The sequence below is a fragment of the Halomonas sp. KM-1 genome, assembly GCF_000246875.1.
GTDB classification, from domain to species: Bacteria; Pseudomonadota; Gammaproteobacteria; order Pseudomonadales; family Halomonadaceae; genus Halomonas; species Halomonas aerodenitrificans.
Genome location: NZ_BAEU01000117.1, coordinates 25,824 through 38,275 on the forward strand (window position 1 = coordinate 25,824; position 12,452 = coordinate 38,275).

General features: G+C 63.3%; 13 protein-coding genes. 12 read left to right on the forward strand and 1 reads right to left on the reverse strand.

Annotated features, from left to right (window positions below):
- Positions 1-203: 203 nt before the first annotated feature.
- The 8 genes from ureG to B8115_RS13215 all read left to right on the forward strand — a co-directional run bounded on the left by ureG (position 204) and on the right by B8115_RS13215 (position 7,593).
- Positions 204-842, forward strand: a complete 639-nt coding sequence (ureG, locus tag B8115_RS13180) for an urease accessory protein UreG (protein ID WP_010628280.1) — start codon at positions 204-206, stop codon at positions 840-842.
- Positions 843-879: 37 nt separating this feature from the next.
- Positions 880-1,482 carry a HupE/UreJ family protein gene (locus tag B8115_RS13185; protein WP_010628281.1) on the forward strand — a complete coding sequence of 201 codons (603 nt, stop codon included), beginning with the start codon at positions 880-882 and terminating at the stop codon, positions 1,480-1,482.
- A 115-nt stretch (positions 1,483-1,597) separates the two neighbouring features.
- Positions 1,598-1,822: a lipopolysaccharide assembly protein LapA domain-containing protein gene (locus B8115_RS13190; RefSeq protein WP_010628282.1), complete on the forward strand. Its 225-nt coding sequence runs from the start codon at positions 1,598-1,600 to the stop codon at positions 1,820-1,822.
- Between the two features lie 5 nt (positions 1,823-1,827).
- Positions 1,828-3,891 (forward strand): ATP-binding protein, encoded by a 2,064-nt coding sequence (locus B8115_RS13195; RefSeq protein ID WP_010628283.1) that lies wholly within the window; start codon positions 1,828-1,830, stop codon positions 3,889-3,891.
- A gap of 2 nt (positions 3,892-3,893) precedes the next feature.
- The gene (locus tag B8115_RS13200) at positions 3,894-4,283 is read left to right on the forward strand and encodes a response regulator (protein WP_010628284.1); all 390 of its coding nucleotides are present in this window, start codon (positions 3,894-3,896) and stop codon (positions 4,281-4,283) included.
- Positions 4,283-5,071, forward strand: a complete 789-nt coding sequence (locus B8115_RS13205; protein ID WP_010628285.1) for a YaiO family outer membrane beta-barrel protein — start codon at positions 4,283-4,285, stop codon at positions 5,069-5,071. The genes B8115_RS13200 and B8115_RS13205 overlap by 1 nt, the downstream gene beginning before the upstream one ends.
- Positions 5,061-6,182, forward strand: coding sequence for a HEAT repeat domain-containing protein (locus B8115_RS13210; RefSeq protein ID WP_010628286.1), 1,122 nt, complete (start codon positions 5,061-5,063; stop codon positions 6,180-6,182). The genes B8115_RS13205 and B8115_RS13210 overlap by 11 nt, the downstream gene beginning before the upstream one ends.
- Positions 6,183-6,192: 10 nt before the next feature.
- Positions 6,193-7,593, forward strand: a complete 1,401-nt coding sequence (locus B8115_RS13215) for a glycosyltransferase (RefSeq protein ID WP_010628287.1) — start codon at positions 6,193-6,195, stop codon at positions 7,591-7,593.
- Positions 7,594-7,597: 4 nt separating this feature from the next.
- Here B8115_RS13215 and B8115_RS13220 read toward each other — a convergent pair whose 3' ends face one another.
- The gene (locus B8115_RS13220; RefSeq protein WP_026038108.1) at positions 7,598-8,521 is read right to left on the reverse strand and encodes a YihY/virulence factor BrkB family protein; all 924 of its coding nucleotides are present in this window, start codon (positions 8,519-8,521) and stop codon (positions 7,598-7,600) included.
- Between the two features lie 405 nt (positions 8,522-8,926).
- Here B8115_RS13220 and B8115_RS13225 point away from each other — a divergent pair, with 405 nt between their 5' ends.
- The 4 genes from B8115_RS13225 (at position 8,927) to dcd (ending at position 12,446) form a co-directional block, all read left to right on the forward strand.
- Positions 8,927-9,535, forward strand: a complete 609-nt coding sequence (locus B8115_RS13225) for a hypothetical protein (RefSeq protein WP_010628289.1) — start codon at positions 8,927-8,929, stop codon at positions 9,533-9,535.
- Between the two features lie 153 nt (positions 9,536-9,688).
- Positions 9,689-10,774 (forward strand): hypothetical protein, encoded by a 1,086-nt coding sequence (locus tag B8115_RS13230; protein WP_141638591.1) that lies wholly within the window; start codon positions 9,689-9,691, stop codon positions 10,772-10,774.
- 142 nt (positions 10,775-10,916) lie between these two features.
- Complete coding sequence (gene apbC, locus B8115_RS13235; protein ID WP_083861837.1) at positions 10,917-11,747, forward strand: iron-sulfur cluster carrier protein ApbC; 831 nt, start codon at positions 10,917-10,919, stop codon at positions 11,745-11,747.
- Between the two features lie 132 nt (positions 11,748-11,879).
- On the forward strand, positions 11,880-12,446 hold the full coding sequence (gene dcd, locus B8115_RS13240) for a dCTP deaminase (protein WP_010628292.1): 567 nt from the start codon (positions 11,880-11,882) through the stop codon (positions 12,444-12,446).
- The last annotated feature ends 6 nt before the right edge of the window (positions 12,447-12,452 follow it).

Sequence of the window (12,452 nt, forward strand, 5' to 3'; positions counted from 1 at the left end):
GCTCGAAACCCTGGCGCTCCGGCCGGACTCCCGCGGTCGGAAAGACGGCACATCCCTGTGCCGGCTTTCCTCGATCTTCATCCATGAAGATCGCCCGCATCGTCTCGGCCATCGCCCCAGCGATCGCGTGAGGTGGATTCGGCAGCAACTGGTCTGGCGCCTGTCGACATAACAGTGCCGCTTAGGTGGCCAAGGAGACCAAGATGACACATTGCCTACGCGTCGGCGTCGGTGGCCCGGTGGGTTCCGGCAAGACGGCCCTGCTCAAGCAGCTGTGCCTGGCGCTGCGCGACCACTACGACATTGCCGTGGTGACCAACGACATCTACACCCGCGAGGATGCCGACTTCCTGCTGCGCCACGAGGCGCTGCCGGCCGACCGCATCCTCGGCGTGGAAACCGGAGGCTGCCCGCACACGGCGATCCGCGAGGATGCCTCGATGAACCTCGCCGCCATCGACGAACTGCAAGAACGGCACCCCAATCTCGAGCTGGTGCTGGTGGAGTCCGGTGGCGACAACCTGTCTGCCACCTTCAGCCCCGAACTCTCCGACCTGACGCTCTACGTGATCGACGTCTCCGCCGGCGACAAGATCCCGCGCAAGGGCGGTCCCGGTATTACCAAGTCGGATCTGCTGATCATCAACAAGATCGACATCGCCGAGCAGGTTCACGCCTCGCTCGAGGTGATGGAGCGCGATTCAAAGAAGATGCGCGGCGAGCGCCCGTTCGTCTTCACCAACCTCTACGACGGTGTCGGTCTCGAGGAGATCATTCGTTTCATTCTCGACCGCGGCATGCTGCCGGAGCGCCGGCCCCAGGCCCAGCCGGCCAGTGCCTGACGACCATTCGACTACCTTCGGCCAGGAGATCGCCATCATGAAAACGACTCGTTCATCATCCACCCAGCTGGCTCTGCTCGCGGCACCGGCGCTGCTCCTCTTGGCCGGCCTTGCCGTGGCGCACCCGGGACACGACCATGTCCACGGCGGCGGTTTTGCCGCCGGCCTGGCGCATCCCCTGCTGGGGCTCGACCACCTGCTGGCGATGCTGGCGGTGGGGTTGTGGAGCCTGCGTCAGAGCCGTGCTTTCAGTCTCGCTGCGCCGGCCCTGGCGGCAGGCGGCATGTTGCTTGGGGCGGGGCTGGCCTGGGCCGGCATGTCACTGCCGGGCGTGGAGTTCGGCATCGCCATGTCGGTACTGCTGGCAGGGGTGCTGATCGCTGCGCTGGTCAAGGTCCCCACCGTGGTTGGTGCGGGCGTGGTGGTGCTGTTCATGCTGTTCCACGGCCATGCCCATGGCAGCGAGATGCCCCACGGCGCCTCCATGCTGGCCTACCTGGCCGGCTTCACCCTGGCGACGCTGGCCATTACCTACGCGGGGCGTGCGGCGGGCGTGTTCCTGATGGCGCGTGAGAATCGTATCCTGCGGGTGCTGGGCGTTGCGATCACCGCTGCCGGGGCGCTATTCGCCATCGGTTGAACCGTCATCCGCTATCGTCGCGCCCGGCTTCATCCGGGCGCGACGTATTAGCGAAAGTTGACAGAAAACGCTCTGCCACCCAGCTTTAAGGGGATTCTTGGGGAAAGGAGAGCGCATGGATACGCTACTGCTGGCGATCAAGATCGTCGTCACCCTGCTGGTCGCGATTCTTTTCGTGCAGAACATCAACCTGGTCGAGGTGCGTTTCCTTACCTGGGGGATGCGGATGCCGTTGGCGCTGCTGCTGCTGGTGATCTATGGGTTGGGCATAGTAAGCGGGAAGGCGCTGTTCCACCTCCTGGGTCGGCTACGCAATGATCGCAAGCGGCCAACGAGGTAAGTCCGTTGCTGAATCGCCCCTCTGCCGTTGCCTTGCATCGTCTCGCCTCGTTACTTGCCTTTCTGCTGTTGATCGGTCTTGCGGTTCAGGCAGGGCGGGTCCAACAGTCCCTTCTGGTTGCCAATGAAGCCGTCGATGACGGCCTTGCACTGATCTCATCGATTCAGGATCTCCAGTTGACCCTGCTCGAAGTGGAAACCGGTGAGCGCGGCTTCGTCATCACAGGGCGCAGCGACTACCTGATTCCTTACCGCAGTGCCCGGGAGCGTCTCGACGCCGAACGCCGTTTGCTACACCAACGCCTTGAATCCAACGAGCGCCTGTCGGCGGAGCAATTGGCGCTACTGGAGTCCTTGATCGATCAGCGAGTGAGCATCGCCGAGAGTAACATCGCCGTGCGTGAGAGCGATGGGCTCGAGGCTGCATCGTTGCGGCTGCTGGCAGCAGGCGGACGTCAAACCATGGTTCGCATACGCGACATCCTCGATCCCCTCAAGAACGAGGAGCGAGAGCTGCTCGCAATGCAGAGCGATCGTGCCGCCGAGCAGGCCGGCCGAGCTAGACAGGTGGCCATCATCGGCGTCGCATTCGTGGTGATCCTCTTCGTGGCAGCATACGGGGCGCTGAACCGCGTGCTCACCATTCGTCGCCAGCTGCTCGAAGATGCCGAACATCGCGAGGCAAGGCTGCAGGCCCTGCTGCATACCGTGCCTGACGAACTCTACGTCATCGATGCCGAGCGATGCGTCCATCGTCTGGTGGGCGAGGCGCCGGTGACCGAGCCCTTTGCCCGCGAGCTGCATGAACGCCTTGATGAGACTGGCAGCGAGGGATTGCTGCACAGCTTCGTCTGGCACGACCCCGACGATACCGAGTACGAGGTGCGCATGCTGCCGACGCGGGACGGTGAGCATCTGGTCATCGCTCGTGATATCACCGATCGGCTGCGCAGCCGCCGGCGGCTGCGCGATCAGCAGATGTACCTCCGCCGGGTGGTGGATGCCGACGAGAATCTGATCTTCTCACGCGATGCGGATGGGCGCTTCCTACTCTGCAACCAGTCCTTCGCCGGTTTTTTCGGGCTGCAGCCAAGCGAGGTGGAGGGGCGTCAGCCGTCGGAGCTGGATCAGGCCTCGTTATTGCGCCCTTTGAGCGTGGGTGATAGTGAAGTGCTGGCCGGTCGTGACGAGCTGCGTGTTCCGGAACTCAAAATTCGCGACAGCGATGGAAACGAGCACTGGCTGCAGATGCTCAAACGGCCGCTGACCCTTTCCGATGGCAGCCAGCATTTGCTGGCAGTGGCGGTGGACATCACGCAGCGGCGCGAGATGGAGCGCATGAAGGCTGAATTCATCGCCACTGTCAGCCATGAGCTGCGCACACCGCTGACCGCCGTCAAGGGGGCCTTGAGCATGCTGCAGCAGGGCTATGGAGGAGAGCTGCCCGACGATGCCCGGACCCTGGTCCAGGTGGCCGAGAAGAACGGCCAGCGTCTGGTACATCTCATCGACGACATCCTCGATATCGAAAAGCTCGAGGCCGGTCAGCTCGAGGTGCGGTTGCAGCGTGCCGATCTGACCGCGTTGGTTGAGCAGGCGCTGATTGACAACACCCCCTATGCCGACAGTTTTGGTGTGACGCTTGAGCTGCGGCGTGCCGAGCGCCAAGCTGAGGCGGCACTGGATCCGCATCGCTTCGCCCAGGTGCTCGCCAATCTAATCTCCAATGCCTGTAAACACTCGCCATCAGGCGCTGCCGTCACGGTTGGCATCAGGCCAGTGACGAACGCTGCCGCTGACTGGTGGGAGGTGGCGGTTCGTGATGTGGGTGAGGGGATACCGCTGGAGTTTCAATCCCGTGTCTTCGAGCGCTTCGCTCAGGCCGACGGCTCCGACCGGCGTCGTATCGGCGGCACCGGGCTCGGGCTATCGATCACTCGTGGCTTGGTTCATGCCATGAACGGTGAAATCGACTTCAGCTCGGTTCCCGGCAACGGCAGCGAGTTTCGAGTGCGTTTTCCCGCCCTGTCGGAAGCCGACGGGCATGCGAATCACGAAGAGGGTAGGTGACGATGACGACGAGCGAACCCAAGCCTCGCATCCTGATGGTGGAGGACGAAGAGGACATCGCCTTTTTGATCCGCTTTCTGCTCGAGCGTCAGGGCTTCGAAGTGGAGCATGCACCTGACGGACGACGGGCGCTGGAGCTTCTTTCCGATATTTCCCCGGTGAATCTGGCGCTGCTCGACATCATGCTGCCCTACCATGATGGCCTGGAGGTATTGGAGCGGCTGCGCAGCCTGCCGGCGTGGCAGGATGTGCCCGTCATCATGCTCACGGCCAAGGCGCGCGAGGCCGACGTGGTACGGGCGCTCGAGCTGGGGGCCGACGACTACGTGACCAAGCCATTTCAGCCGGAGGAACTCCTGGCTCGGCTGCGGCGTTTCATGAGGAGGCGTTGATGCAACGGATGGTCGATGCCCGATCTGCTGCCGTGGGGTGCCTGATCGGGGCGCTGATGATTGGCTCGACGCTGTTTGCCGCTGCGCAGGCACAGGAGCGGCGCACCGAGGTGGAGGCTTCGCTGCGTTACGATGCGCTGGACAGCGGCTTCGACGACTGGTTGACCCAGCGTCTCGACGTGCAGTCGAGCCGCCGCGGAGAGCCGACCTGGTATGGCGCGTTGCACCGCGAGCGTCGCTATGGCACCTGGGATGAAGCGCTTGTGGCGGGGGCTGCGCTGCCGTTGGGCGATGGATGGATCGTGCAGCCCGAAGTGGGGCGCGCCTTCTCGGCCGATTTCCTTGCCCGCTGGCATGCCGATCTCGGCGTACAGCGCGTGCTGGGTGGCGGCTACGTGGGCAACGCCAGTCTGCGGCGTACCCGCTACGAGGGCTCCCAGGTCGACAGGCTGGCGCTGGGCATGGAGCGCTACTGGGGCAACTGGCGTGGTGCCTATACCCTCAACGTCAGCGACGTGGACGTGGCGGGCACCCCGGTGGGGCATGCCGTGGCGCTGGACTACTACTACGGCGAGCGCAGCCTGGTGGGGGTGCGCGGGGCGCTCGGTCGCGAGGAGGAGGGGTTACCCGGCGGCGAGGTGGTGACGACGGACGTGGCATCCGTGGCTCTACACGGGAGGCACTGGTTGCGTGACGACTGGGCGTTGAGCTGGGAATTGGGTGGCCTCAGCCAGGGCGATCTATACGACCGTTACGGCGTTCAGTTGGGTGTGAGATATGCCTTCTGAGCTTGCGGCTCTGCTGAATCAGACGTTGCAGGTACTGGCGACTCCGCCTGCGGACCCGGTATTGCGCTTTGCCGTCTACAGTGCCCTCGCCCTGGCCGGTTTGACGCTGCTGATCATGCTCCAGGTACTGGTGCTGACCGAGTTGGCCAGTCGTCGCGAGCGCCGAAGAGAGGCTTTCACCGGCCACTGGCGCCCGCGCCTTACCGCATGGAGCGTGGAGCATGGCGATGCGCTACCTTGGCCGCCCCGTGGCAGGCAAGAAGAGGTCTGGTTCATGCTGCTGTGGCTGCGGCTGCGCCGGCAGGTGCGGGGGCAGTCACAGCAGCGACTGAACGCGCTCTTCCAAGGTATCGGCATGAGCGGTCGCGTAGTGCGGCTGCTACGTGGGCGGGGTGTACACCGTCGACTGCTCTCGCTTAGCTGCCTGCAGTACCTGGCCGACCCACGCTACTGGTCCGAGGTGACGCCGCTGGTGGATGACACCAATCCTGTGGTGGCGCTCACAGCCGCGCAAACCTTGGTGGCCATGGACCCCGCGCGAGCCATGCAGCGTTTGATCCCGCTGGTAGAGCTGCGCCGTGACTGGGCCATTCCGCGGCTGGAAGCGCTGTGTCGTCAGGCTGGCCCGGCGGCGGTCAGCGGCCCGCTGCTGTCACGTCTTGTCGAAGGAGAAGAGCCGCCCGCTCGCTTGGTCGCACTGCTGGCCTGGGCCGAGCCGAACCGTGTGGCACCCTGGGCAAGGCGTTTTCTGGAGGGAAATATCGAGGAGCAAGAGGGTACCGAGACCTCGCTCTGTGCCGCGTTGAGCTGCCTAGGGCAGCAGCGCGATCCCCGTGACAAGCCGCTCCTTCTACGCTGGTTGGGCGCCGACTCCCCTCAGGTCAGGCTGGTTGCGGTCCAGGCGCTGCGCCGTCAGGCGGGGCTCGAAGATGCTCCCTTCCTGCTCGAGCGGCTGACTGACAGCAGTTGGTGGGTGCGTCAGGCAGCGGCGGACGCGCTGGTCGAACTTCCCGGTATCGGCGATGCCGACATCGCAGCTTGGCAGCATGAGCTGACGGATCGTTATGGGCGTGATGCCCTGACTCGCGCCATCGCCGAGCGGCGCCGTTGAGGAGGGCAGAATGGGCATCGATTGGATGTGGTGGGCGCAGATCGGCTTCATCGGCTATTTCGTGCTGCTCAACGGTGGTTATCTGGCCCTCAATCTAATGTCCATGGTGAGCTTGCGGCGTTATATGCGCCAGCGCGCCGAGCTGGGAGAGCAAGTACCTTACTTGGGCATCGAACCCGCCGTATCGATATTGGTGCCGGCCTACAACGAGGCGGCCACCATACGAACCTCGCTGCTCTCCTTGCTCCAACTGCAATACCCCGAATTCGAACTGGTGGTGATCAATGATGGCTCCAAGGACGAGACCCTGGAGGTGCTGATCGAGGCCTTCGAACTCGAGCTGCACCCGGAGCCGCTACGCCGCAGCGTGCCGCACCAGGAAGTCAGAGGTATCTACCGCTCTCGCCGTTACGCCAACCTGAAGGTGGTCGACAAGGTCAACGGCGGCAAGGCCGATGCGCTGAACGCCGGCATCAACGCCGCTCGTCACGGGCTGTTCTGCGCCGTGGATGCCGATTCCATCCTGCAGCGCGACAGCCTGCTGCGCGTGGTACAGCCCTACCTGGAGGACGAGCGAACCGTGGCTGCCGGCGGGACGGTGCGTATCGCCAACGGTTCGACGGTGCGCGGCGGCTTTCTGCTCGAGGCGGGAATCCCTGACAGCCTGCTGGCGCGTTTCCAGATCGTCGAGTACCTGCGCGCCTTCCTGTTCGGTCGGCTGGGTTGGTCGCCGCTCAATGCAGTGCTGATCATCTCGGGAGCTTTCGGCCTGTTCGACCGTGAGCGTGTCGCCGAGATCGGGGGCTACAGCACCACTACCGTGGGAGAGGACATGGAGCTGGTGGTGCGGCTGCACCGCTACCACCGTGAACGAAAGATTCCCTACCGTATTCGTTACCTGCCCGATCCGATCTGCTGGACAGAGGCGCCGGAGGATTTGGGTACGCTGGGGCGCCAGCGCAGCCGTTGGCAGCGTGGGCTGGCGGAAAGCCTGAGTCGTCATGCGCGGTTGGCGTTCGGGCGGCGGGGTGGGGCGCCTGGATACCTGGCCTGGCCTTTCATGACGCTGTTCGAGTGGCTGGGCCCCTTGGTGGAACTGGCCGGTTACGCCTTCATGATCGGCGGCTTCGCCATGGGCATCGTCTCACCGGTTGCCCTTACCGTGTTCCTGCTGGTGGCCATTGGCATGGGCATACTGCTATCAGTGAACGGTCTGCTGCTTGAAACGCTGTCGTTTCGTGTCTATCAGCGTCGCCGCGACATGCTGCGGCTGTTCCTCGTCGCGGTGCTGGAGAACTTCGGCTATCGGCAGCTCAACACGATTTGGCGCTGTCGCGGCCTGTGGCAGTGGTTCGCCCGACGCAAGCATCAGTGGGGCGTGATGAAGCGCAGCGGGCAGTGGGGGCAGTGAGGTCTCAATCGACATGGGTGACCGGTTCGCGGCGAGGATCCACGTACCACGGCAGACCGCGGCGGGCGTTGTACTCGAGTTCTGCGATCACCTGAGCGCCGAGTAGCAGGATCATGGCGCCGATTTCCAGCGTTAGCAGCACCACGATGATGGTGGCAAGCGAACCATAGACCACATTGACCAGTGAGACATTGAGGAAATAGAACATCAGCAGGAAGCGCACCCCCTCCCACAGCAACGCTGCGACGAAGCCGCCGACCAAGGCTCTGCGCAATTGAATTCTGACGACAGGCAGCACCTTGTAGATACCGCTGAAGAGCAGGAACACGCCGAAGAAACTGAACAGGTTGAGCAGCGGGTCGGAGAGCCCGGCCAGGGGCATTTCACGCCCCACCACTGCCATCCATAGCGTGCCGATGGCCTCGGCCAGGGTCACCATCAGGGTGAGGGCGGCCAGCCCGGCACCCAGTACCAGCATGAAGAGATAAGGTAGCAGCACTGAAACCCACACGCTGCGCTTCGGATGGGCTTCCGGCGTGTGGAAGATGATGGCTAGTGCATCCTCCAGCATGCGAAAGGCGAAGGAACTGAAGACCAGTAACACCAGAATACCGAAGATACCGATCACGTCTCGCGACTCGAGCAGGGCTCGCACAGCTTCCAGCAAGCCTGCGGCATGAGCGGGCGCGAGGTGATCCAGCTGAACGGCAAGCACCTCGAGGAGTACGTTTTCATCCATGATCTGGGTCAGCAGCACGGCGAGCAGTGCGAACAGCGGGACGATGGAGAGCAGGATGTTGTAACCAACACCACCGGCAAGCAGGATACCGCGGTTACGCAGGAAGTTGGTCAGCACGCGCCAAAGGAAGGCGCCCGTACGAGGCAACAGCACGAACATGACATGCCGCGATTGGTGAGCCTTGGGCATGGCGAGCATCGCTCCTTGTGCCGTTTTGCGAGATCCTGCCTCGTAAGGTATTCGCCTCGGTAGGCGACCACAAGTCGGTTGCTTCACTGGCTGGATTTCGTTGGTCCGCTACACTGGGGCTGACGGTGGCTCGGTCGTCACCACGTCGACTACATTGAACCCGACAGCAAGGAGAGCTGTATGCGAAATATCATCTATATCATTGGCCTGATCGTGGTGGTGCTGTTCATCCTGTCGATGCTGGGGCTGCGCTAGGTCCGATGTCATGACCGTGGGTCATGACGAGCGGGAACGGAAGGCTGCTGCAGGGCTTGCCTGAGTAGCCTTTCGGCCAGTCCAAGCAGAGTGAATTCCATTGAATCTCAGATCGTGGTGCTGGCGCTCTATCGGTCGCAATGGAGGGATATGGCATATCGAGAGCAGCTGCGACGCTGGCTGGGCACCTTGTTGGCCATGATGGCCATTGTGCTCTTGACCGGCTGTGCCGGCCGCGTCGTGCCGCCCGAACCGAGCTTGCTCGAACAACCCGTCGATATCTATCTGCTGGATCATGGCCGGCACGCCAGCCTGGTACTACCGCGTGAATCGGGGGGCGTGGTGCGCTACAGCTATGGCGACTGGCGCTGGTACGTCGAGGGGCGTCAGCACGCACTGAGCGGTGCCGCGGCCATGTTGTGGCCCACCGATGCGGGTATTGGTCGAGCCGTGCACCCCGACATCGACGCTCCCGAGCAGTTTCACCGGCTGGCCCCGGAGGGCCTGACCGACATCTATCCCCTGGAAGCCGACATGGGACGTGTGCAGGCCTTGAAACGGCGGCTCGATGCACACTTCGAGCGTGCCGATGTGGAACCGGTGCCGAGCGAGCAGTACGGTCTGGAGTTCGTGCCCTATCCACGCGGTTATTCCGCCGCTCATCAATCGAATCTGGTGGTTGCCCAATGGCTGCGCGAACTCGACTTCGAGGTCCGCGGTTCGCCCTGGCTGTCGAATTGGCGGGTCACTCCGCGCTGACGGCGCGCGATTTTTCATACGCTAAGCTTGACGAACGGTTAGCCGGCGGCTTCCTTTCGCTGCCTTGGCTGCCTATGTATGCTGAGGAAGGAACCTACGCGAGCGTCACGCCAAGCGTGACGATCAACATGGACCATCTGGAGGGTCTTGCCCATGTCGGAAACACCCGAAAGTCCACTCTACAAGGACAGACGCGTCATGGCCCTGGTGGCCATCGCCGTGCTGGCCATCCTCTGGGCGATTCTTGCTCATAACAGCGCCGGCAACCAGCGTGAACGCAGCGCCGCGCTCGAGGAGCAGCTGGCTGCGCTGGAAGGTGAGCACCAGGAGTTGGTAAGGGAACTCAACGAGCGTAATGAGGCGGGGGAGAACATCGAGGCGCTGGAGCGGCGGCTGGCCGAACTCGAGGAGGAGCGGCAGTCGGCGGAAGCCGCCCTGCACGATGAGCAGGAAGCCGCTCGCGGCGAGATCGAGCGTCTCGAAGCCGAGGCGGTAGAGGCTTCTGCCCGTGTCGACGAGTTGCAGGAGGAGCGCGAGGCGCTGGAGGGCGACCTCGAGGCACGCCGTGGCGAGCAGGCCGAAATGGAGGAGAGCCTGACGGCGCTGCGCGATGACTTCCAGGCGGTAGACGAGGCTCGTGCCGATGCCGATGAGGCCCGTCAGGATGCGGAAAGCGCACGCCAGGAAGCCGAGGCCGCGCGCCAGACCGCCGAAGAGGAGCGCCAGGAGGCAGAAGCAGCGCGCCGCCAGGCTGAAGAGGAACTCGAGCAGATATCCAGTGAGCTGGAGCGCATGCGAGAGGAGGCCGCAGCTGGCCAGGAGCAGCTCGATACGCTGAATCAGGCCATCGAGGAGCGCCAGCAGACGATCGAAGCGCTGGAGAACGACATCGAGGCGCTGGAGGCCTGGCGTAGCGAGGTCGAGGGCGAAGTGGGCGAAATCCGCGACGAGCGCGAGGCGGCCACGTCAGAACTCGAGGCGATTCGCCAGGAGCGCGATGAAACCAACGAAGAGATCGAATCGGCCCGTGGTGAACTCGAGGAGCTGGAGGCCCAGGTTCAGCGTCGTCAGCAGCAGCTCGAGCAGGTCGAGGAGCAGCTTGCCCAGTGGCGCGATGCGCTGGGGGATCTTGAGCTGCGCACTCAACAAGGGCAGCAGCAGGGCCAGCAACAGGGCCAGCAGGCCACTCAGCAGACGCCGCAAGAAGAGGAAGAGGCCGAAGAGGCCGAGAGCAACTGAGCGCCGTGAGGGCGAAACGATGCGGCGGGCCTTGGCCCGCCGCATGTCTTTATGGAGACTTCGATGTCGCTTGGTCGCGCTCATCTCGGGAGCTGGCGCGTTATACTGAGCGTGTCAGACAATTGCCATTCGCAGGACACTCATCTGCAGGAATAAGGAGTCAGTCGTGATCGAAGGGGTCAAGCATATCGTGGCCGTGGCATCCGGCAAGGGTGGGGTGGGAAAATCCACCGTTACCGTCAATCTGGCACTGGCCATGGTTGCCGAAGGGTATCGTGTCGGTATTCTCGATGCCGACATCCACGGCCCCAGTCAGGCGCAGATGCTGGGTGTTCCGGAAGGCGTGCGGCCCCAGCAGGCCGGCGAGAACAAGTTCCGGCCGCTGGAGACCCATGGCGTACAGGCCATGTCGATGGCCTTCATGGTCGACACCCGGGAGCCCATGGTGTGGCGCGGCCCGATGGTGGCGGGAGCCTTTCAGCAGCTGTTGACCCAAACGGCCTGGGACGACCTCGATGTACTGTTCATCGACATGCCGCCGGGCACCGGCGATATCCAACTGACGCTGGCGCAGAAGGTGCCGGTGGATGGAGCGGTCATCGTGACCACGCCCCAGGACATCGCGTTGCTCGATGCCCGCAAGGGTATCGAGATGTTCCGCAAGGTCAACGTGCCGGTGCTGGGCGTGGTGGAGAACATGAGCCTCCACGTGTGTTCCCAGTGCGGTCATGCCGAACCGATCTTCGGCGAAGGTGGCGGTGAGCGTATCGCCGGTGAGTACGAGACCAAGGTGCTGGGCAGGCTGCCGCTGGCACTGTCGATCCGCGAGCAGGTGGATGGCGGTCGGCCCACGGTCATCGCCGAGCCCGAGGGTGAAGTGACGGCGACCTTCCGCGACATGGCACGGCAGATCGCCGCTGAGCTTGGCGGCCAGTCGCCGAGCGAAGGGCCGAGCATCTCGTTCAGCGATTGAGCTCGTTTCCACCCGCGTTAGTGGTGGGGCCGTGACGAGTGCACCTAGGGCCGCTATGATAGCGGCCCTAGACGACTTTTCAGCCAAAGCCTACTTCTTCATTCTCCGGCACAACTTCTCTCAGGACGTCCCATGAGCATCAAGCCCGACAGTTGGATCCGCCGCATGGCCGAGCGGGAAGGCATGATCGAACCCTTCGAAGCCGATCAGGTGCGTTACGTCAACGATCAGCGGGTGATCTCCTACGGCACCTCCAGCTATGGCTACGACGTCCGCTGTGCCGACGAATTCAAGGTGTTCACCAACATTCACTCGGCGGTGGTCGACCCCAAGAATTTCGATGAGAAGAGCTTCGTCGACATCAAGGGCGACGTCTGCATCATCCCACCCAACTCCTTCGCCCTGGCGCGCACCGTGGAATATTTCCGTATTCCGCGCAGCGTGCTGACCATCTGTCTGGGCAAGTCGACCTACGCTCGCTGCGGCATCATCGTCAACGTGACGCCGTTGGAGCCGGAGTGGGAAGGGCACGTGACCCTGGAGTTTTCCAATACCACCAACCTGCCGGCCAAGATCTACGCCAACGAGGGTGTGGCGCAGATGCTGTTCCTGGAGTCGGACGAGGTGTGCGCGACCTCCTACAAGGATCGCGGCGGCAAGTATATGGGGCAGAGGGGCGTCACCTTACCCCGTACCTGAGTCCGG

Bases quoted from the DNA above. Each gene is read 5' to 3' on its own strand.
- B8115_RS13200 (WP_010628284.1), top strand. From the start codon at position 3,894: ATGACGACGAGCGAACCCAAGCCTCGCATCCTGATGGTGGAGGACGAA.
- B8115_RS13220 (WP_026038108.1), bottom strand. From the start codon at position 8,521: ATGCCCAAGGCTCACCAATCGCGGCATGTCATGTTCGTGCTGTTGCCT.
- B8115_RS13185 (WP_010628281.1), top strand. From the start codon at position 880: ATGAAAACGACTCGTTCATCATCCACCCAGCTGGCTCTGCTCGCGGCA.
- B8115_RS13230 (WP_141638591.1), top strand. From the start codon at position 9,689: ATGTCGGAAACACCCGAAAGTCCACTCTACAAGGACAGACGCGTCATG.
- dcd (WP_010628292.1), top strand. From the start codon at position 11,880: ATGAGCATCAAGCCCGACAGTTGGATCCGCCGCATGGCCGAGCGGGAA.
- B8115_RS13215 (WP_010628287.1), top strand. From the start codon at position 6,193: ATGGGCATCGATTGGATGTGGTGGGCGCAGATCGGCTTCATCGGCTAT.
- ureG (WP_010628280.1), top strand. From the start codon at position 204: ATGACACATTGCCTACGCGTCGGCGTCGGTGGCCCGGTGGGTTCCGGC.
- B8115_RS13210 (WP_010628286.1), top strand. From the start codon at position 5,061: ATGCCTTCTGAGCTTGCGGCTCTGCTGAATCAGACGTTGCAGGTACTG.
- B8115_RS13205 (WP_010628285.1), top strand. From the start codon at position 4,283: ATGCAACGGATGGTCGATGCCCGATCTGCTGCCGTGGGGTGCCTGATC.
- B8115_RS13225 (WP_010628289.1), top strand. From the start codon at position 8,927: ATGGCATATCGAGAGCAGCTGCGACGCTGGCTGGGCACCTTGTTGGCC.
- B8115_RS13190 (WP_010628282.1), top strand. From the start codon at position 1,598: ATGGATACGCTACTGCTGGCGATCAAGATCGTCGTCACCCTGCTGGTC.